The organism is Clostridium sp. SHJSY1 (genome assembly GCF_031626875.1).
In the GTDB taxonomy this organism is placed as follows: Bacteria; Bacillota; Clostridia; order Clostridiales; family Clostridiaceae; genus Clostridium.
This window is the reverse complement of record NZ_JANDMF010000022.1, coordinates 1-19,510: the sequence shown is the minus strand read 5'-3', so window position 1 is coordinate 19,510 and position 19,510 is coordinate 1. Positions and strand designations below refer to the sequence as shown.

19 protein-coding genes are annotated in these 19,510 nt (G+C 28.3%); 17 read left to right on the top strand and 2 right to left on the bottom strand.

All coding sequences use genetic code 11. The features are described from left to right. Positions 1-6: 6 nt before the first annotated feature. From NNC19_RS11435 to NNC19_RS11425, 3 genes are read left to right on the top strand one after another with little or no spacing between them, the layout of a single operon-like run. A complete protein-coding gene (locus NNC19_RS11435; protein ID WP_310938785.1) occupies positions 7-699 on the top strand; it encodes a response regulator transcription factor in 693 nt (230 codons plus the stop codon). Then, positions 689-1,792, top strand: coding sequence for a HAMP domain-containing sensor histidine kinase (locus NNC19_RS11430; protein ID WP_310938784.1), 1,104 nt, complete (start codon positions 689-691; stop codon positions 1,790-1,792). The genes NNC19_RS11435 and NNC19_RS11430 overlap by 11 nt, the downstream gene beginning before the upstream one ends. A 52-nt stretch (positions 1,793-1,844) precedes the next feature. Next, on the top strand, positions 1,845-2,315 hold the full coding sequence (locus NNC19_RS11425) for a GNAT family N-acetyltransferase (protein ID WP_310938783.1): 471 nt from the start codon (positions 1,845-1,847) through the stop codon (positions 2,313-2,315). Positions 2,316-2,478: 163 nt separating this feature from the next. Here NNC19_RS11425 and NNC19_RS11420 read toward each other — a convergent pair whose 3' ends face one another. Next, entirely contained in the window at positions 2,479-3,066 is a 588-nt protein-coding gene (locus NNC19_RS11420; protein ID WP_310938782.1) for a hypothetical protein, read from the bottom strand. Positions 3,067-3,426: 360 nt separating this feature from the next. Between NNC19_RS11420 and NNC19_RS11415 the strand changes: the two genes are divergently transcribed. After that, positions 3,427-4,791, top strand: coding sequence for a citrate/2-methylcitrate synthase (locus NNC19_RS11415; RefSeq protein WP_310938834.1), 1,365 nt, complete (start codon positions 3,427-3,429; stop codon positions 4,789-4,791). 166 nt (positions 4,792-4,957) lie between these two features. On the opposite strand, the gene NNC19_RS11410 is transcribed toward NNC19_RS11415, so the two are convergent. Beyond that, positions 4,958-5,518, bottom strand: coding sequence for a DUF5105 domain-containing protein (locus tag NNC19_RS11410; RefSeq protein WP_310938781.1), 561 nt, complete (start codon positions 5,516-5,518; stop codon positions 4,958-4,960). Between the two features lie 322 nt (positions 5,519-5,840). On the opposite strand from NNC19_RS11410, the gene NNC19_RS11405 reads away from it, so the two are divergent. From NNC19_RS11405 to NNC19_RS11345, 13 genes are all read left to right on the top strand, one after another. After that, positions 5,841-7,181 carry an alpha-amylase family glycosyl hydrolase gene (locus NNC19_RS11405; RefSeq protein WP_310938780.1) on the top strand — a complete coding sequence of 447 codons (1,341 nt, stop codon included), beginning with the start codon at positions 5,841-5,843 and terminating at the stop codon, positions 7,179-7,181. Between the two features lie 157 nt (positions 7,182-7,338). Then, entirely contained in the window at positions 7,339-8,532 is a 1,194-nt protein-coding gene (locus NNC19_RS11400) for a hypothetical protein (protein WP_310938779.1), read from the top strand. Next, complete coding sequence (gene hisJ, locus NNC19_RS11395; RefSeq protein WP_310938778.1) at positions 8,529-9,332, top strand: histidinol-phosphatase HisJ; 804 nt, start codon at positions 8,529-8,531, stop codon at positions 9,330-9,332. The genes NNC19_RS11400 and hisJ overlap by 4 nt, the downstream gene beginning before the upstream one ends. 99 nt (positions 9,333-9,431) lie before the next feature. Then, positions 9,432-10,142, top strand: a complete 711-nt coding sequence (locus NNC19_RS11390) for a GntR family transcriptional regulator (RefSeq protein WP_310938777.1) — start codon at positions 9,432-9,434, stop codon at positions 10,140-10,142. A 149-nt stretch (positions 10,143-10,291) separates the two neighbouring features. Further along, positions 10,292-11,605 (top strand): PTS cellobiose transporter subunit IIC, encoded by a 1,314-nt coding sequence (gene celB, locus NNC19_RS11385; protein WP_310938776.1) that lies wholly within the window; start codon positions 10,292-10,294, stop codon positions 11,603-11,605. 447 nt (positions 11,606-12,052) lie between these two features. After that, entirely contained in the window at positions 12,053-13,219 is a 1,167-nt protein-coding gene (locus NNC19_RS11380) for an ABC transporter substrate-binding protein (RefSeq protein WP_310938775.1), read from the top strand. 18 nt (positions 13,220-13,237) lie between these two features. Then, positions 13,238-14,131, top strand: coding sequence for a branched-chain amino acid ABC transporter permease (locus NNC19_RS11375; protein WP_310938774.1), 894 nt, complete (start codon positions 13,238-13,240; stop codon positions 14,129-14,131). A gap of 2 nt (positions 14,132-14,133) precedes the next feature. Beyond that, on the top strand, positions 14,134-15,189 hold the full coding sequence (locus NNC19_RS11370; protein WP_310938773.1) for a branched-chain amino acid ABC transporter permease: 1,056 nt from the start codon (positions 14,134-14,136) through the stop codon (positions 15,187-15,189). A 3-nt stretch (positions 15,190-15,192) separates the two neighbouring features. Further along, positions 15,193-15,963 (top strand): ABC transporter ATP-binding protein, encoded by a 771-nt coding sequence (locus NNC19_RS11365; RefSeq protein WP_310938772.1) that lies wholly within the window; start codon positions 15,193-15,195, stop codon positions 15,961-15,963. After that, positions 15,956-16,666, top strand: coding sequence for an ABC transporter ATP-binding protein (locus NNC19_RS11360; RefSeq protein WP_310938771.1), 711 nt, complete (start codon positions 15,956-15,958; stop codon positions 16,664-16,666). Before NNC19_RS11365 ends, NNC19_RS11360 begins: the two co-directional genes overlap by 8 nt. 542 nt (positions 16,667-17,208) lie before the next feature. Beyond that, positions 17,209-17,979 (top strand): transporter substrate-binding domain-containing protein, encoded by a 771-nt coding sequence (locus NNC19_RS11355; RefSeq protein ID WP_310938770.1) that lies wholly within the window; start codon positions 17,209-17,211, stop codon positions 17,977-17,979. A 10-nt stretch (positions 17,980-17,989) separates the two neighbouring features. After that, entirely contained in the window at positions 17,990-18,652 is a 663-nt protein-coding gene (locus NNC19_RS11350) for an amino acid ABC transporter permease (RefSeq protein WP_310938769.1), read from the top strand. Continuing rightward, on the top strand, positions 18,636-19,364 hold the full coding sequence (locus NNC19_RS11345; protein WP_310938768.1) for an amino acid ABC transporter ATP-binding protein: 729 nt from the start codon (positions 18,636-18,638) through the stop codon (positions 19,362-19,364). The genes NNC19_RS11350 and NNC19_RS11345 overlap by 17 nt, the downstream gene beginning before the upstream one ends. Positions 19,365-19,510 lie beyond the last annotated feature (146 nt).

Below are 19,510 nucleotides of genomic sequence, written 5' to 3'. Positions count from 1 at the left end.
GATAAGATGAATAATAATATTCTTGTAGTAGATGATGAAAAAGAAATAAGAGATTTGTTAGAAATAAATCTTAGAAATGATGGGTTTACTGTTTTTAAGGCAAGTTGTGGAGAAGAAGCTTTAAAAATATTAGAAATTGAAAAAATACATTTAATAGTTTTAGATATAATGATGCCAGTGATGGATGGATTAGAAGTTTGCAGAAATGTAAGAGAAAAATATGGCATACCAATTCTTATGCTAAGTGCAAAAGCAGAAGATATGGACAAGATACAGGGAATTATGACAGGTGCAGATGATTATTTATGTAAGCCTTTTAATAATTTGGAACTTATGGTTAGGATAAGAGCATTATTAAGAAGAACGTATTTCTTAAATACTAAAATACAGGTTTTAGACAACATAATAAGAATTGAATCAATGGTTATAGATAAGATTAAGCATAAGGTTATGATAGAAGATAGTGAAGTAGCTTTAACAGCAAGAGAATTTGAAATTTTATATTTATTAGCTACAAATAGAGGAAGGGTTTTTAGTGCAGAAGAAATTTTTGAAAGAGTGTGGAAAGAGAGCTATTACCAATCTAATAATACAGTTATGGTGCATATGAGTAGAATTAGAGATAAGATAGAAAAATACATGGAAGGTAATGAGATAATTCATACTGTTTGGGGAGTAGGTTATAAAATTGAAAAATAGAAGGTTGTATAAGTTTTGGTTATCAACACTAGGTGATTTTACAGGAGCTTTGCTGTTAACATGTATTACAATAAGTATAAGTTCTGTAATCTTAGATTATTTATATAGAAACACTAATATAATATTTGTTTATTACTTCTGGGAATATTGGAGGATTATTAAGTATGAAATATTGGGAGATTTCACATATCTAATTTTAGGTGTAATATTATTTTCTATATTTTACATTTTAATAACATATAAAAAAACAAAGAGCTTGATGGATATTATAAATCAAACTGAAATAATGGCCAGTGGTGATTTAGATAGATTTATAGATGATAAGTCAAAAGGAGATATTAAAGAGCTAGCTAAAAATATAAATAGTATATCAACACAGCTTAAAGAAATAACTGAAGAAGAGAGGAAAGCACAAAAAACTAAAAATGAACTAATAACTAATGTTTCACATGATTTAAGAACTCCATTAACCTCTATAATGGGATATTTAGAAATTATCGATGGAGATAAATATAAAGATGAAGTTGAACTGAGATATTATGCTAATATAGCATATGAAAAATCCAAGAGTTTAAGTTTGCTTATAAATGATTTATTTGAGCTTACTAAAATGCAGAATAATAGTATTAAACTAAATAAAAGTGATATTAATTTAGTGGAACTATTAGGCCAAGTAGTTGCTTATTTTGAATATCAATTTAAGCATGCTAATATGAAATCAAGAATTAAATTTTCAGATGATAAGCTAATTGTAAATGCAGATTCAGAAAAATTAGTGAGAGCGTTTGAAAATTTATTAACTAATGCAATTAAATATGGGCATGATGGTTACTATATTGATGTAATAGCAAGGCTTCAGGAGAATATGGCAGTAGTTCAAGTTATAAATTATGGAGAAGTAATATCATCAATTGATTTACCATGTATATTTGATAGATTTTATAGAATAGAAAAATCAAGAAATAGTAATATAGGTGGATCTGGATTAGGGCTAGCCATAACAAAAAATATTATAGAATTGCATAATGGAGAGATAGAAGCTTATAGTGATAATGATAGAACTATATTCGAATTTAGATTACCAGTAAATTAAAATGATATAGTAGATAGAATGTTAAATTTATAAAATATAATGGAGGTACCTTATGATAATTAGAGAAATTCAGAAGAAAGATAATAGTCAAGTAGAGCTACTTATTAGGACATGCCTGATAGAATTTGGGGCAAACAAACCAGGTTGTGCATGGGAAGATGAAAATTTAGGAAGGTTTTATGAAGTTTATCAAAATGAAAAATCTAAATATTGGGTTGTTGAAGATAATGGTAAAATAGTGGCTGGTTGTGGTATTGGGCCTTTAAATAATACAGAAGATATATGTGAATTACAGAAGATGTATTCGTTTAAAGAGGTGAGAGGTACTGGGATATCTAATGAATTATTAGAAATTGCTTTAGAATTTGCAAAAAAATACTATAAGAAATGCTATCTTGAAACATTTTCCAATATGATTGCAGCTATTAAATTTTATGAAAGGCATGGCTTTGCTAAGTTAGAAAAGCCAGTAGTTGAAACAGAGCATTATGCTTGTGATGTATGGTGCATAAGAACATTATAATAAAAAAATATGCAGTTTGCTAATAATGTTCATGAAGGTCACTTCATGAACATTATACTATGTTTTAAAACTATTCTATTATTCTTTATAAATTCATATATTTACTTAATGTAAAAGAAATACCATATTCTTCATTAGATATAGTTTTTAAATAATTAACCTTTTAATCTTCAGTTACAGAACCATCTCCAGAGACAGTACCAGTTCCCATAGAATCATCTTTTCCATTAACAATAGCATGGTAGTCTTTAAGATTATATTTATATGAGTTATTGGATTCATCGTATGATTCTAGTATTATAATTAATCCAGTTTTGGTACTATCATTTAATTCTTTAGAATCACAGAAAAATGTGTTATCATTATCTTCTGCTTTTGCAACTTGTCCATTTAACGCAATAGGAATTATGTGTTGAGATTTAACTTCATCTTCATCAACAAAGTGTTTAAGTATACTTATAACTGCATCTTTACCAGATAACTTGCTATTAGTTGTAACTTCTTGGGTGTTAGAGTTATTTGATTGATCAGTAGTTTTATCACTATTAGATGCATCAACTTTTGATTCTGATGTAGCAGAACTGTCTTCAGTGTTTGAATCTTTATTAGAATTATTAACTGAATCAGTAGTAGTTTCACTAATTTCTGACTCCTCATTTAAATTGTCATTTGAAGAAACTTTCCAAAAAACAATTCCCAAAACTAATAAAACTGCTAGTGTAAAACACACTATGATTTTTTTTGACTTCATTAAAAAAACCTTCTTTCTTAAAACTATTCTCTAGTTTTAGCTATTAATATAATTTCACTAATAAATATTACATATAATACAATTTTATTATATTCCATATATGGTAAAAAATAAATATATAAATTTAAAATATGATATAAAGTGAGAAATTAAAAGAACTTTTTTCATATTTATACAATATTAATGAAAAATATGTAAATATAAAAATATTGTTCTTTATTTTTTAAATTATCAAATAATATCTTGATAATAAATTAATTGATAAAAAAATGTACATTTTAATTATGCATGTGTTAAAATATATCATATGTGTTTTAAAATAATAAAAAATGGAAGAAAGGAGTGAAGAATGTGCAAAACATATTTCAAAATAATTATTCAAGCATTACTCCAGAAGTAGTTGAATTAAAAGATATTTGTATAAGAAACAGTTCGATTGACTCTAGTTTATATACAAAATATGAGGTTAATCAAGGTCTTCGTGATCTAAATGGAAATGGAGTTCTTACAGGATTAACAGAAATATCAGATATACAATCTAAAACTATTGTAGATGGCAAAAAAGTTCCGTGTGATGGGAAATTATTTTATCGAGGGATAGATATTGAAAAGATAGTAGAGGGTTTTGTAAAAGAAAAACGCTTTGGATTTGAGGAGACAACATACCTTTTAATTTTAGGAGAAATGCCTACCAAAACTCAATTAAGTGATTTTACCCAAATAATATCTAAATATAGAACTCTTCCAACATCATTTGTTAGAGATATTATAATGAAGGCTCCTAGTTTTGATATGATGAATACTTTAGCAAGAAGTGTACTTACATTATATTCATATGATGAAAATGCTAATGATACAAGCATTGCTAATGTTTTAAGGCAATGCCTTCAGTTAATTGCTCTTTTTCCACTTTTATCTGTTTATGGATATCAAGCATATGTTCATTATTATAATGATAAAAGTCTTATAATTCATACTCCTAAAGAGGAATTATCTACAGCAGAGAATATTTTATATATGCTACGTCCAAATAGTAAATATACTGAGCTAGAAGCAAGAATTTTAGATATAGCATTAGTACTTCATGCAGAACATGGTGGAGGAAACAATTCAACATTTACAACTCATGTAGTATCGTCTTCAGGAACAGACACTTATTCAACTATAGCAGCCGCCCTTGGATCATTAAAGGGACCGAAGCATGGTGGAGCAAATATTAAAGTTGTACAGATGTTTGAGAATATGAAAGAGAAGATTTCTAATTGGGAAGATGAAGAGGAGGTTTCTGAGTATTTAAGAGCATTACTTCATAAAGAAGCTTTTGATAAATCAGGATTGATTTATGGAATGGGACATGCTATTTATTCACTATCAGATCCACGAGCAAACATATTTAAAAAATTTGTTAAGAGTTTATCTGAAGAGAAAGGATTAACAAAGGAATATAATCTATATTCTCTTGTTGAAAAGCTAGCTCCTAAAGTAATAGAAGAAGAGAGAAAAACTTATAAAGGTGTAAGTGCAAATATTGATTTTTATAGTGGATTTGTATATAGTATGCTTGATTTACCATTAGAGTTATATACACCTATATTTGCTATTGCACGTATTTCAGGATGGACAGCTCATAGAATTGAAGAGTTAATAAATACAAATAAGATAATACGTCCTGCATATATGAATGTACAAGAAAGACGTGAATATGTAAATATGGATGAACGATAGGTTTGTTTTCAGTCCTAATAGTGATGAAAGGCCAGTAGTACTGGTCTTTTTTAACTTATAATAATAAATATACAAATAGTAAAAGAAATTATGAATTTGGTTTAAATTATGACTAAGAAAAAACAATAAGGATGTCATTTATAAATCAGAGCATCCTTATTAAAAATTAGTGTTTTAATGTCTGTATTTGAGATTGTGTCATTCCAAAGACAGCATTTAAAAAATCGTCATCGTTTGTGATTAGAGTCCATTTATTGTTCTCTTTTTTTAGGTTTAATTGACCTACACGATCTTGAAGTTCTGCATTTTTTATTTTTGTAATTAAAATTTCAGAAATTTTTCTGGATAAATCATCTTTGCTTAAGTTATGTAATTCAGATGAATTTTGAATTTCTTCAAGTAAGCTATCCATTACTGATGACAGGGATATACCTTTTATATTTACAGAAACTGTAGCAGTATTAGAATCTATAGTTTCTTTTTGTGTTTCTACCTCAAGTTTTGATAAAACTTCACTTAAAGTATCTTTTGCTTCTTGGGTTACAGATTCATCATCATTAGTAAAAACGGATGAAATAACGCTATTCACCACATCAGAATTAGCTTTTGATTTTAAATCAGAAAAATAGTTGTTTACAATAGTTGTTGGTTTATCTGTTTTTCCACAGCCAATTAGCAGAAATAGTGAAAGTGAAAAAATTAAAATCAATGATAAGGACTTTCTCATAATAATTCCTCCCTAAATTTATATAGTTTTCCTAATAATAGTATACAATAATATGTTATATATGTAAATAAATGATGAAAAAAATCAAATATACATATATTTAGGTAAAATAATATTAGAAATATTATTTGAAACATATGGAAATTGATATGAGTATAGGGAAAATGGTAAGAGAATTTATGGAAAGTGTTTACTAAAGTATGTAAAAAATATGGAATTAATTATGAAATGAAGGATATAATAGATGGATATAGGAATAATTATAAAGAAGAACAATTGTGTTGGTATTAGCAAGTAATATTAAATTGAAGGAGAAATAGAAGTGAATAGTTGTATTAATGAATGTATCTTTTATCATATTTATCCATTAGGTTTTTGTAAGGCACCAAAGTTTAATAATGAAGAAAAAACTGTTAATAGAATTAAAAAAGTTTTGGAATGGATACCACACTTAAAAAGCCTTTCAGTAAATGCTATTTATTTTGGTCCGATATTTGAGTCGTATGAGCATGGTTATGATACAAAAGATTTCTTAAAAATAGACAGAAGGCTTGGAACTAATGAAGATTTTAAAGAAGTATGTAATGAACTTCACAAAAATGATATTAAAATTGTTTTAGATGGAGTTTTTAATCATGTTGGTAGAGAGTTTTGGGCATTTGAAGATGTCAAGAAAAACAGAGAAAAATCAATATATTGTAGCTGGTTTAAGAATTTAAACTTCTATGGAAAAAGTCCATTAGGCGATAATTTTTCTTATGAAGGATGGAATGGTCATTATAATTTAGTTAAATTAGATATTAGGAATAATGATGTTATTGAACATATTTTTAAGGCTATAGGATATTGGATTGATGAATTTAATATTGATGGATTAAGATTAGATGCAGCTGACTATATGGATAGAAACTTTTTTAAAGATTTAAATAGTTATTGTAAAAAAAAGAAGAAAGAATTTTGGCTTATGGGAGAAGTTATTCATGGAGATTATAAATTATGGGCCAATGGAGAAATGCTTGATTCTGTAACGAATTATGAGTGTTATAAAGGAATATATTCCTCTCATAATGAAAAAAATTATTTTGAAATAGCCTATTCAATGAATAGGCAGCATGGAAGATATGGAATATATAAAGACTTATGTCTTTATAATTTTGTTGATAATCATGATGTAAATAGAATTGCTAGTATATTAAAAAATAAGAAACATTTATATAATGTATATACTTTGCTATATTCTATGCCAGGGATTCCTTCAATTTATTATGGTAGCGAGTGGGGAATTGAAGGGGTTAAGCATAATGGAACAGATGATGATCTTAGGCCTAGTCTTGATATAAAAAACATAGTTAATGAAAACAGAGAACTATATTTGCATATAAAAAAATTAGGTGAAATAAGACAGAAATCAGCGCCCTTAAAATATGGAGATTTTTCTGAAGTAGTTACGAAAAATCAGCAATTGATTTTTTGTAGAGTTTATAAAGATGAAAAAACATATATAGTATTAAATCTTTCAGATAGAGAAGAATTTTTGGAATTTAAAATAGATGATAATAGTGAATTAATTGATAAGCTAAACAATAGAATCATTGAAGTTAAAAATGGTAAAGTAGAGATATCAATAGCTCCTTATAGTGGGCAAATACTAGAAAAGGTATAGAAAATGTTAAAATTTTAGAAGGTAATTAGTATAGTACCTTCTAAAATTTTTATGTAAGCTTGTTATTTATAATATAATTTGATAGATTTCTTAAGATTTAATTCTTGATTGTTAATTAAAATATATAGTTAAATATACAAGAGGGGGAGGGGTTAATATGAAGTATGATATATTGAGAGAAATGTGGTGGAATTCATCAAGTATACAAAGTTTTCAAATAGAGAAAGTAAGTTTGCTTGATAAAAAGAAAAATGAAAAAAAGTTTGGCATTATTATAGATAAATTAAGTAAGTATATGGAATCTATGCCTAAGAAGAAAGAAGAATTAGAAAGGTGGAGTGAAGAAGGAGAAATAATTTTACGTAAGTATATGAAAAATGATTCTGTATTTAAACTTAATTTTATGGATAAACATATTAGAGAAGGAATGATAGAAAGTACAAAAAAATTTATAAGTGAAGCAAAAAAGTTTGATAAAGACATGCCATTAGAGGATGTTGGTCAAGCTATGAGAAATGTGTGGATTGTGAATATACTTCAAGCTATATTTTATAATGAGGTTAAGTTTTCTAATGCCATATTTGGATATAGTATGCTATATCCATACACAGATAATTATTTAGATGATATTAATGTAAGTATGAAAGATAAAATTGAATTTAATGATAAATTGCTAGGAAGATTGAAAGGAAATATGAGAATTCTTTTCGAAACAGAATATGAGAAAAAAATAGATAGATTAGTTGAAAATATTGAAAAAGTTTTTTTGAGAGATAAACATATAAAAGTTTATGATAGTTTACTAACAATACAAGAAGGGCAAATCAGGAGTTTAATGCAACAGGAAAATAGAACAATTCCTTATGAGAACGATATATTAGGAATTTCTATAGAAAAAGGTAGTTCTTCAGTATTAGTAGATGGATATTTAATAAATGGAGATTTAACACAAGAACAGGAGAACTTTTGCTTAGGTTATGGATTTTTGCTTCAAATAGGTGATGACCTTCAAGATGTTAGAAAAGATTTAGAAAATAATCATATGACTATAATGTCACAATTAGCCGGTAGGTATGATTTGGACCAATTAGCAAATAAATTATTGAATTTTACGATTGAATTTATAGAAAAGCACATTATTTTAAAGAATAAAGAAAATTTAAAAATATTAGTAAGAAATAATTGTGTCATGCTAATTTTATTTTCAATAGTTTTATCTAAAAAGTTTTTTAGTAAGGAATATATTGATGAAATTGAAGGATACTTGCCATTTAGTATAGATTATATAGAAGAATTAAAGGGAAAATTAGAAGAAAAATTTAAAGAGAAGCAAAAGGAGTTAAGTATATGAAAAAAAGAAGAATAGTTAAAGATGGACATATACATTCACCATATTGTCCACATGGTACCAGTGATAAATTAAAAGAATATGTGGATAAAGCTTTAGAAATGAGACTTGAAGAAATTTCATTCACAGAGCATATGCCTTTACCTAAAGGGTTTGTAGATGAAAAAATAATATTAGAAAGTTCTCCAACAGAAGAGGAATTTGAAAAATATTTAATTGAGTTAGAAGAAATTAAAAGGAGTTATGAAGGTAAGATTAAAATAAATATAGGTACAGAGGTAGATTATATAGATGGACTAGAAAAGAAAACTAGAGCTTTACTATACAAATATGGGATAGACATTGAGGATAGTATACTTTCTGTACATTTTATAAGAATTGATGAAAAATATTATTGTATAGATTATAGTAAGGAAACATTTAAGGAAATTGCAGATATATTAGGAGGTATAGAAAAGTTATATGATAGATATTTTGAAACACTATTAAAGTCTATAAAAGCAGATATTGGAATATTTAAACCAAGGCGAATAGGGCATTCAACTTTGGTAAGAAGATTTAATAAGGAATATCCTTTTGAATATAAAAATGAAGCTCTTCTTGAAGAAATAGTAAAAGAAATGAAAGAGAAAAATTATGAAATAGATCACAATACATCAGGACTTAGAAAAGAGTATTGTGAAGAAGAGTACCCATCAGGAATTCTTATGGAATTAATAAAAAAATATAATATTCCTGAAGTTTATGGTTCTGATGCACATACTGCCAAGGATGTAGGAGCATCATTTAATTATAAAGAATAGTATTCAATTCTTTATATAAAATGATATAATATTATTTAATAAAAAGTATAATGTATATTAAATAATTTATAATTTTCGTAATATAAAGGGAGGTATAGTATGCTGAAATACGAAGAAATTGCATTGGATATACAACATAAGATTAACAATGGTGAATATTTGCCAAATGATCAACTTCCTTTGGAAAAAGAGATGTGTGTACAATATGGTGTGAGTAGAATAACTATAAAAAAAGCTATGGATAAACTTGTTATGAGCGGTTCGGTAGTAAAGAGAAGGGGATCAGGAACATTTGTTAAAGATGTTGATTATAATGAGATATCAGATGTAAGTACTTCAAGTCAATTTACTGGATTTTCAGGAACTTTTACAAATAAAGAAGTATTTTCAAAGATTATTGAGTTTCAAGTTGTTAATCCAACAGAAGAAATTGCTAATAAGTTAAAAATGGAAAAAGATGAATTTGTTTATTACATATGCCGTGCAAGATATGCTGATGGATTACCATATGTGGTAGAATATACATACATGCCCATTGATGTGATTCCGGGACTGAAAAGGGATATAGTTAAAGAGTCTATTTATAAGTATATAGAAGAAAACCTTAAACTTAAGATAAAAAGTGCCCATAGAACTGTAAGAGCAATATTGCCTAGTAAATTAGAACAGGAGTATTTAGAAGTAAAAGATAATTTTCCAATATTAGAAGTTGAACAAATAGCATTTTTAGATAATGGTCAACCTTTTGAATATTCTAAATCACATCATAGAAGTGATAGATTTGAGTTCAAAAGTATAAGTGTAAGATAGCAATATGTGAGTAATTTATAAATTACTCACATATTGTTATCTTTTTTTTGATAAAAGATATGTTTAATTCTTTACAAAAGACATATCTTTTTGTATAATTGATGTAATTGGTTTCAAAAGAAAAATTAATTGTAAAGGGGTAGGATAGCATGTCAAAATTTAATGAGTTTCTAGAAAAATATTTATTACCTATTGCAGGAAAGTTAAGTACATTTACAATATTAACTGTGCTGCGTGATGCATTTATGTTAAGTTTTCCGCTTACTATTGTTGGCTCTATTGCTTGTGTTATTACAAATTTACCTTATTTAAATAACTTGATAGGGGATGATGGGGTAAAATCATTAAATAACACATTAAGTATATTACCTTCAACTACTATGAGTATTGCTACATTATTTGTTGTTATGGGGATTGGATATTATTTTGCTAAAAGTTATGAGGTTGATGCAATTTTTGCTTCAGCTATATCAGTTTCAGCCTTTTTAGTTTTAACTCCTCTTGTGGCAACTAATGCTGATGGAACTATAGTAAGTGATGTTATTCCAATAGTTAGACTTGGTGCTAAAGGAATGTTTGTAGGTATTATAGGTGCATTTCTATTTACAAGGATTTATGTTTGGGCAATCAAGAAAAATTGGACAATCAAAATGCCAGAAGGAGTACCTCCAACAGTAGCTAAATCCTTTGCTGCATTGATACCAGGATGTTTAGTATTTATAGTAGCTCTAATAGTTAGAATTATATTTACTTATACACCATGGGGAAATGTTCATGATTTTATATATGAAATAATTCAAATGCCATTAACATCATTAGGGAGTGGATTAGGAGCAACTTTAGTAGCTATATTTGCTATTCAAGTTTTATGGTTCTTTGGATTACATGGACAAATTATAGTAAATTCTGTATTGGATCCTATATGGAATACACTTTCATTAGAAAATTATGAAGCGTTTAATTCAGGTACACACATACCTAATATAATAACAAAACAATTTATGGAAACATTCACAGTAGGCATGGGAGGGACGGGAATGACTTTAGCTGTTTTAGTTGCCATTTTTGTTGTGGCCAAAAGCAGTCAGATGCGAGAAGTTGCAAAACTTGCAACTCCTTCTGGAATTTTTAATGTGAATGAGCCAGTTATTTTTGGACTTCCAATAGTGATGAATCCAACGATATTGATTCCATGGATAATATCACCAATTGTTGTAGTTACAATTACTTATATTGCAATGAAAGTTGGAATAGTTCCGTTAACCACAGGAGTAACAGTTCCATGGACAGTTCCTATATTCTTTAGTGGCATGCTTGCAACTAATTCAGTTGCAGGTGGATTGATGCAATTATTTAACCTAGTAATAGTATTTTTAATTTGGTTACCATTTATAAAAGGTTATGATAAGCAATTGCTTAGGATAGAAAAAAGTATAGAAGTAAAAGAAGAGATGTTTGTATAAATAATGTAATTATTACAAATGCATACAATAAAAAGACTCAAGAGAGGGTATATTACTTATAAAAGTATATATCTTCTTATTTTTTTGTAAAAAAAAACTTCACTAATTTTTATTAAATATAATTTTGTAAAATGATTACAATGAAGTATATAATAAAAATATTTTGTTAAAGAAAGTAAAATTATAAATAACTTTTCAATATTCATTAATATTCGCTTAGTCCGCAGTGTAAATACATATGTCCTTGCAAAAAAGATAATTAAAGTGTATAATTTACAAGTAACGACAGTGCTTGAATATTAAATCGTTGGATAAAAAGTATTTATATCGAATATTTTTTTGAAATTATTATATTTTATTGCGTTATTATTAAAAATATGAATAAACACTGGGAGTTAAAAAAAACAACAACACGAATATTTAAAGAAAAAGGGGAGGAAATTAATCGTGAAAAGAAAAGTTTCATTGCTTATAACATTTGCTATGTCAACTGTATTGATATTAAGTGGATGTTCTTCAAAAGCAGAGGCACCAGCATATGATGAGCGCGATGTTATTAAGATTGGGGTATTTGAGCCAATGACTGGAGCAAATGCAGCTGGAGGAGAACTGGAAGTAGAAGGTGTTAAACTTGCTAATAAGCTCTATCCAACAGTGCTTGGTAAGAAAATTGAATTAGTTTTTACAGATAATAAGTCAGATAAAGTTGAAGCAGCTAGTGCAGCTTCAAATCTTATAGAACAAGAAAAAGTCAATGCTATTATAGGAAGTTGGGGAAGCGGAAATTCTATGGCAGCAGGAGATGCGGTGATGGATGCTAAAATCCCAGCTGTTGCAGCATCAGCTACAAATCCATTAGTAACAGCAGGAAATGATTATTATTTTAGAGTTTGCTTTATAGATCCTTTCCAAGGTAAGGTTATGGCAAAATATACAGCCGAAAAGTTGAAAGCTAAAAAGGTTGCATTTTTGCAAGAAGTTTCAAGTGACTATTCAGTTGGTATTTGTAAATTCTTTAGTGATGAATTTACAAAACTTACAGGAGATAAGGATGCTATTGTAGCAAAATCTAACTATAATACAGGCGATCAAGATTTTACAGCACAACTTACTAATATAAAGAGTAAAAATCCTGATGTAATATTTGCTCCAGGAAACTTTACGGAAGGTTCGTTAATAATAAAACAAGCAAGACAACTTGGAATCACGACGCCTATAATTGGGGGAGATACTTGGGAGACACCTGAATTTGTAGATATAGGTGGAGAAGCAGTAGAAGGTACAGTTTTCTCAACATTCTTTGCTAGTGAAACCCCTATAACGGAGGAATCAAAAATTTTTCTAGATGCGTATAGAAAAGAATATAACAAAGAGCCAGCAGCAGTTTCAGCATTATCTTATGATGCATATTTAGTAATCATAGATTCAATAAAGAGGGCAAATTCAGCTGATCCTGTAAAAATTAGAGATGAAATTGCAAAAACTAAAGATTTTCCTGGGGCAGCAGGTGTTATTACAATAGATGAAAATAATAATGCAGTAAAAGATGCAGTTTTAAAAGTTGTTAAAGATGGTAAATTTACTTATCTTGACACTGTTAAAGCAAGTGAATAAGGTATTGGGGGTAAAAATATGACATTAGATATATTCTTGCAACATTTAGCAAATGGAATTTCATTAGGAAGTTTATATGCACTTATTGCAATTGGTTATACTATGGTTTATGGAATTTTAAAACTTATAAATTTTGCTCATGGTGATATATTTATGATGGCTGCTTACTTTGCATTCTTTGCAGTAGCAACATTTGGATTACCTTGGTATTTTGCATTTATAATAGCAATAATTTTGACAGGAATACTTGGTGTGACAATTGAGTTTGCAGCTTATAGACCTCTTAGAAGTGCTCCAAAGATATCTATTTTAATATCTGCAATAGGTGTATCATTCTTGCTTGAAAATTTAGCAGTTGTTCTATTTGGAGGAAGACCAAAGGCTTTTCCAACACCAAGCATATTCACAGATGTAGTAGTTATAGGTGGGGTGTCTATTCAAAATCTTACATTTATAATTCCTATAGTTACAATAATACTATTATTTTCCCTATTACATTTAGTTAATAAGACTAATGTAGGAATGGCTATGAGAGCAGTATCTAAAGATGTAGAAACAGCAAGACTTATGGGAATAAAGGTAAATAGAATAATTTCATTTACTTTTGCAATAGGATCAATGTTAGCTGCTGTTGGAGCTATGATGTGGTCAGCTAAATATCCACAAATTGTTGCTCTCATGGGAATGATTCCAGGACTTAAGTGTTTTATAGCGGCTGTTATAGGTGGAATTGGAGATATTAAGGGTGCTGTTATAGGTGGTTTTATTCTTGGGATTGGTGAAATTATGATAGTTGCATTTCTTCCAGGATTAACTGGATATAGGGATGCATTTGCATTTGTACTTTTAATAGTGATATTACTATTTAAGCCTACAGGAATAATGGGCAAAAATTTAACAGAGAAGGTGTAAATATGAAGAAGAGAAATACATATTTAAATATAGCTCTTATTGCACTTGTATTTTTACTCTTATTAGCTGCAAATAATAGCTTAGACTCTTATAAAATTAGAATTTTAAATCTATGTGCAATATATACAATACTTGGACTTAGTATGAATATAATAAATGGATTTACAGGTTTATTTTCATTGGGACATGCTGGATTTATAGCAATAGGAGCATATACTACAGCACTTTTAACTATGAGTGAAAAAGTAAAAACTCAAAATTTCTTTATGGAAGAATTAATCTACCCATTAAACCATTTACAAATTCCATTTCCAATAGTATTGATAGTTGCTGGACTTATTTCTGCTTTTATAGCATTTTTAATAGGTGCTCCTGCTTTAAGACTTAAAGGAGATTATCTAGCTATTGCGACATTAGGTTTTGCAGAAATTATAAGAATAATTCTTAATAATGCTCAGGTGGTAACTAATGGGGCTCTAGGGCTTAGGGGGATACCTCGAACAACTAATCTTTATTGGAGTTTTGGAGTAGCAATTCTAACTATAATAATTTTAAGTTCTCTTATTAATAGTTCCTTTGGAAGGGCTTTAAAATCAATAAGAGAAGATGAAATTGCGGCTGAAAGTATGGGAATTAGTTTATTTAAGCATAAAACGATAGCATTTGTTACAGGAGCATTCTTTGCTGGTGTTGGTGGAGGACTTCTTGGAAATTTAATGGGTACAATAGATCCTAATATGTTTAAGTTTGTTCTTACATTTAATATACTTCTTATAATAGTTATTGGTGGTATGGGTAGTATTACTGGTACAGTGATTTCAGCTTTTGTAGTAACTATTTTGCAAGAAGCATTGAGATTTTTAGATATGGAAAAGCAATTTGATTTAGGTATATTTAGTTTTACAGGAATACCAGGACTTAGAATGGTTGTTTTCTCAGTTCTACTTATGATTATAGTATTGTTCTTTAGAAATGGAATTATGGGAACAAAAGAATTAACATGGAAATCAATATTTAGATTTTCAAATAAAAAACCTCTAAAAGAAGGAGGAAAATAGGTAATGGCATTATTAAAAGTTGAAAATGCAACTATGCAGTTTGGAGGACTTACTGCAGTAAAAGACTTTAATCTTGAAATTAATGAAGGTGAAATAGTTTCATTAATTGGACCTAATGGAGCTGGAAAAACTACAGCATTTAATATGATAACTAATGTTTACACACCTACAAAAGGCAAAGTAATCTTTAATGATAAAGATATTACTGGTATGAGGCAAGATGTTATAACCCAAACAGGAATAGCAAGAACTTTCCAAAATATAAGACTTTTTAAGGATTTAAGTGTACTTGACAATGTATTAATTGCAAATCATGTTCATATAAAATCAAATGTTATAGAAGCTATGTTGAAATTTCCTAAATATAGAAGAGAAGAAAAAGAGATGGTTAAAAAGTCTATTTCCCTTTTGGAAGAGGTAGGACTTGAAGATTTAATGAATGAAAAAGCTAGTTCACTTCCTTATGGAAAACAAAGAAAACTTGAAATAGCAAGGGCTCTTGCAACCAATCCAAAGCTTTTATTGCTTGATGAACCAGCTGCAGGTATGAATCCTACAGAAACTGATGAACTTACAACTTTTGTTAGAGAAATTAAAGATAAGTTTAATTTATCTATATTTATGATAGAGCATCATATGAATATGGTTATGGGATTATCAGATAAAATACAAGTTTTTGAATATGGGATTACTATAGCTAAAGGAACACCTACTGAAATACAAAATGATGCAAAGGTTATAGAAGCATATTTGGGGGTATCTGAAGATGATTAAAATAGATAATTTAGTAGTAGCATATGGTGGTATAGAAGCTTTAAAGGGAATAAGCTTAGAAGTGCCAAGTGGAAAGATAGTAACTTTAGTTGGAGCTAATGGAGCTGGTAAAAGTACTACATTAAAGTCTATAGTGGGACTTGTTAAACCTAAAAGTGGAAGTATAAGCTATGGAGGTGAAGATTTAACAAAACTTGATACTGAAGTTATGGTTAAAAAAGGTATAGCTTTAGTTCCAGAAGGTAGAAAAGTTTTTGCTGATCTTACAGTATTGGAAAATCTAAAAATAGGAGCATATACAAGAAAAGATAAAAAAGGTATTCAAAAGGATTTAGAAAAGGTATATTCTCTTTTTCCAAGGCTTAAGGAAAGAACTTGGCAAGCAGCAGGAACTCTTTCGGGTGGAGAACAACAGATGCTTGCAATAGCAAGAGCACTTATGTCTAATCCTAAATTAATAATGATGGATGAACCTTCTCTGGGACTTGCACCTATAGTTGTTAAAGAATTATTTGGTATAATAAAGAAAATAAATGAAGAAGGTATGACAGTACTTTTAATAGAACAAAATGCTAATGCAGCTTTAAAAATAGCTGATTTGGGATATATTATGGAAACTGGTACAATAACATTAAAGGGAACAGGAAAAGAACTTCTTAGTAATGACGACATTAAGAAAGCTTATCTTGGAGAAACGTTATAATAAGGAAATTTCATCAGTAGTATAATATTAAATTATTATACTACTGAAAAAAATATAATGAGTGTGGCAATGGAGCTTTTTATGGTAGGACTGTAAGAAGCTCCTTTTTTATAAAAATAAACATAAATTTAACTTAGTAGAAATACAAATTTTACATAAAATGAAGGAAATCCTAAACCTGATACAGTTATTAAGGGTGATGATTCAAATAAAACAGATAAAAATGTATGGATTTCAAATATAGTACAAAGAAACTCAAAAATAAGGGATGATTTTCCTGTATTGTTAATAATATCGATAATGCTAGTATCTTCAATTTCTATTATTTCATCTAGGAGAAAAAAATCATGTTAATTTAATAAATAAATTTAATTAAATTAATTAATAAAATAAATTTTGACGACAAAAATAAATAAATTGTTGACTAGTAAAAAAATGTATAATAGAATTATAATGATATATGTTGAAAGAGCTTTTTATAATATTATAGAAAGCTCTTTATATTCATAAATATAATTATATTTTTAATAGGAGGGCTATAAATGAAAAAGAAATCATATATTGCGTTAATAGTAGCTTCAGTAATGTCAGTGGGATTGTTAATGGGTTGTGGAGCTAAGAATGAAGATAAAAATAAAAAATATTTAATAGCAACTGATGCTAAATTTGCACCTTTTTCTTTTGAAGAAAATGGCTCATATAAAGGTATTGATGTAGAAGTTTTAGATGCTATAGCAAAAGAGGAAGGATTTGAGTATGAATTAAAGCCAATGGATTTTAATGGAATAATACCAGGTCTTACATCTAATCAAATAGATGGAGCAATAGCAGGTATGAGCATTACAGATGAAAGAAAAAAAGCTTTAGATTTTTCAGATTCATATTTTGAATCAGGTTTATCTATAGTTACAAAGAAAGATAATACTTCCATTAACGGAGAAAGTGACTTAAAAGGTAAAAAGGTTTCTGTTAAAAAAGGAACTGCAGGAGCTAAGTTTGCAGAAGATAATAAGGATAAGTATTCATTAGAATTAAATTACTTTGAAGATTCTCCATCTGTGTTCCAAGCGGTAGAAAATGGGAATTCGGATTTTGCATTGGAAGATTACCCAGTTATAGGATATAAGCTAAAAATTGATGGAAGTTCTAAATTGAAGATGGCTGGGGATAAAGTTGAAACAGCTAACTATGGATTTTCTGTTAATAAAGGACAAAATGCAGATTTATTAAAGAAATTTAATGAAGGACTTAAAAAGTTAAAAGATAATGGGAAATATGATGAGATAGTTAATAAGTATATTTCAAAACAGTAAGGGGAGTAATATGGATTTTTTAGAATTAGTGAAAGATAGTATGCCAAGTTTACTAGACGGATTGCTAGTAACAGTTAAAATTTCAGTAATATCACTAATAATTGCAGTATTTATAGGATTGATATTTGGTATATTTACTATAAGTAAATCAAAGATATTAAAAGCAATCTCTACAGTGTACATATTTATAATTAGAGGGACTCCTTTAATTGTTCAAGCATTATTTTTATTTTTTGGAGTTGGGCAGTTATTAGGAATAAGATTTGATCCAGAAGTAGCAGGTATAATAGTATTAAGTTTAAATGCAGGTGCCTACATGGCAGAAATATTTAGAGGTGGTATCTTAGCAGTTGATCCAGGACAAATGGAGGCAGCAAGAAGCTTAGGGTTTAATTATTTTAAGTCAATGAAAAAGATCATACTACCTCAAGCTATTAAAGTAATGATTCCATCAATCATTAATCAATTTATAGTAACAATAAAAGATACATCAATTTTAACAGTAATAAGTATAAGAGAGCTTACACAAAGTGGTCAAATTATTATAGCTCAAAATTTTAAGCCATTCCAAATGTATGCAATAATAGCTGTAATGTACTTTATATTAATAACATTACTAACTGTTGTTTCAAAGTATGTAGAAAGGAAGTTGAGTTATGGTAATAGAAGCTAGAAATCTTAGAAAACATTATGGAAAATTAGAAGTTCTTAAGGATATTTCTGTGGATGTAAAAGAGGGCGAAGTTGTTTGTATCATAGGACCATCTGGGTCAGGTAAGAGTACGTTTTTAAGATGTTTAAATGCTTTAGAAATAATTGATGGTGGATCAATAAATATATTAGGTCAAAATATATCAGATCCTAAGTGTAATATAAATAAAGCTAGAGAAAATATAGGAATGGTGTTTCAATCATTTAACTTATTTCCCCATTTAACAGTAATGGAGAATATAACACTTGCGCCTATGGATTTGAAAAAAATGTCTAAAAAACAATCAGAAGAAATGGCACTTTCTCTTTTAAAAAAGGTAGGGATAGATCACAAACAAAATGAATATCCTAATATGTTATCTGGTGGACAAAAACAAAGGGTTGCAATAGCAAGAGCACTTGCTATGAATCCTAAAATAATGTTATTTGATGAACCTACTTCAGCATTAGATCCTGAAATGGTAGGAGAAGTATTAAAAGTAATGAAAGATTTAGCAAAGGAAGGAATGACAATGGTAGTTGTTACTCATGAAATGGGATTTGCTAAAGAAGTTGCTGATAGAGTTATATTTATGGATCAAGGATATATCATGGAGGAAGGAACTCCAAAAGAAGTTTTTGAATCACCAAAAAATGATAGATGTAAAGAATTTTTAAATAAAGTTATAGGTTAAATATAATAGGGTTAATTGTTTGAGAGAAGGGGCTGTATCAAAATAAATTTGATACTATCCGATAAAAAAAGAGAATTCAAAATTGAATTCTCTTTTTTAGCGCATAATATTAATATGAAAAAAAACAATATTATACCTATTCATCA

What these genes read in the sequence shown, in the direction of transcription:
- NNC19_RS11435 (WP_310938785.1), top strand. Translation starts at nt 7, where the DNA reads ATGAATAATAATATTCTTGTAGTAGATGATGAAAAAGAAATAAGAGAT.
- NNC19_RS11425 (WP_310938783.1), top strand. Translation starts at nt 1,845, where the DNA reads ATGATAATTAGAGAAATTCAGAAGAAAGATAATAGTCAAGTAGAGCTA.
- NNC19_RS11420 (WP_310938782.1), bottom strand. Translation starts at nt 3,066, where the DNA reads ATGAAGTCAAAAAAAATCATAGTGTGTTTTACACTAGCAGTTTTATTA.
- NNC19_RS11410 (WP_310938781.1), bottom strand. Translation starts at nt 5,518, where the DNA reads ATGAGAAAGTCCTTATCATTGATTTTAATTTTTTCACTTTCACTATTT.
- NNC19_RS11400 (WP_310938779.1), top strand. Translation starts at nt 7,339, where the DNA reads ATGAAGTATGATATATTGAGAGAAATGTGGTGGAATTCATCAAGTATA.
- hisJ (WP_310938778.1), top strand. Translation starts at nt 8,529, where the DNA reads ATGAAAAAAAGAAGAATAGTTAAAGATGGACATATACATTCACCATAT.
- NNC19_RS11390 (WP_310938777.1), top strand. Translation starts at nt 9,432, where the DNA reads ATGCTGAAATACGAAGAAATTGCATTGGATATACAACATAAGATTAAC.
- celB (WP_310938776.1), top strand. Translation starts at nt 10,292, where the DNA reads ATGTCAAAATTTAATGAGTTTCTAGAAAAATATTTATTACCTATTGCA.
- NNC19_RS11375 (WP_310938774.1), top strand. Translation starts at nt 13,238, where the DNA reads ATGACATTAGATATATTCTTGCAACATTTAGCAAATGGAATTTCATTA.
- NNC19_RS11370 (WP_310938773.1), top strand. Translation starts at nt 14,134, where the DNA reads ATGAAGAAGAGAAATACATATTTAAATATAGCTCTTATTGCACTTGTA.
- NNC19_RS11365 (WP_310938772.1), top strand. Translation starts at nt 15,193, where the DNA reads ATGGCATTATTAAAAGTTGAAAATGCAACTATGCAGTTTGGAGGACTT.
- NNC19_RS11360 (WP_310938771.1), top strand. Translation starts at nt 15,956, where the DNA reads ATGATTAAAATAGATAATTTAGTAGTAGCATATGGTGGTATAGAAGCT.
- NNC19_RS11355 (WP_310938770.1), top strand. Translation starts at nt 17,209, where the DNA reads ATGAAAAAGAAATCATATATTGCGTTAATAGTAGCTTCAGTAATGTCA.
- NNC19_RS11350 (WP_310938769.1), top strand. Translation starts at nt 17,990, where the DNA reads ATGGATTTTTTAGAATTAGTGAAAGATAGTATGCCAAGTTTACTAGAC.
- NNC19_RS11345 (WP_310938768.1), top strand. Translation starts at nt 18,636, where the DNA reads ATGGTAATAGAAGCTAGAAATCTTAGAAAACATTATGGAAAATTAGAA.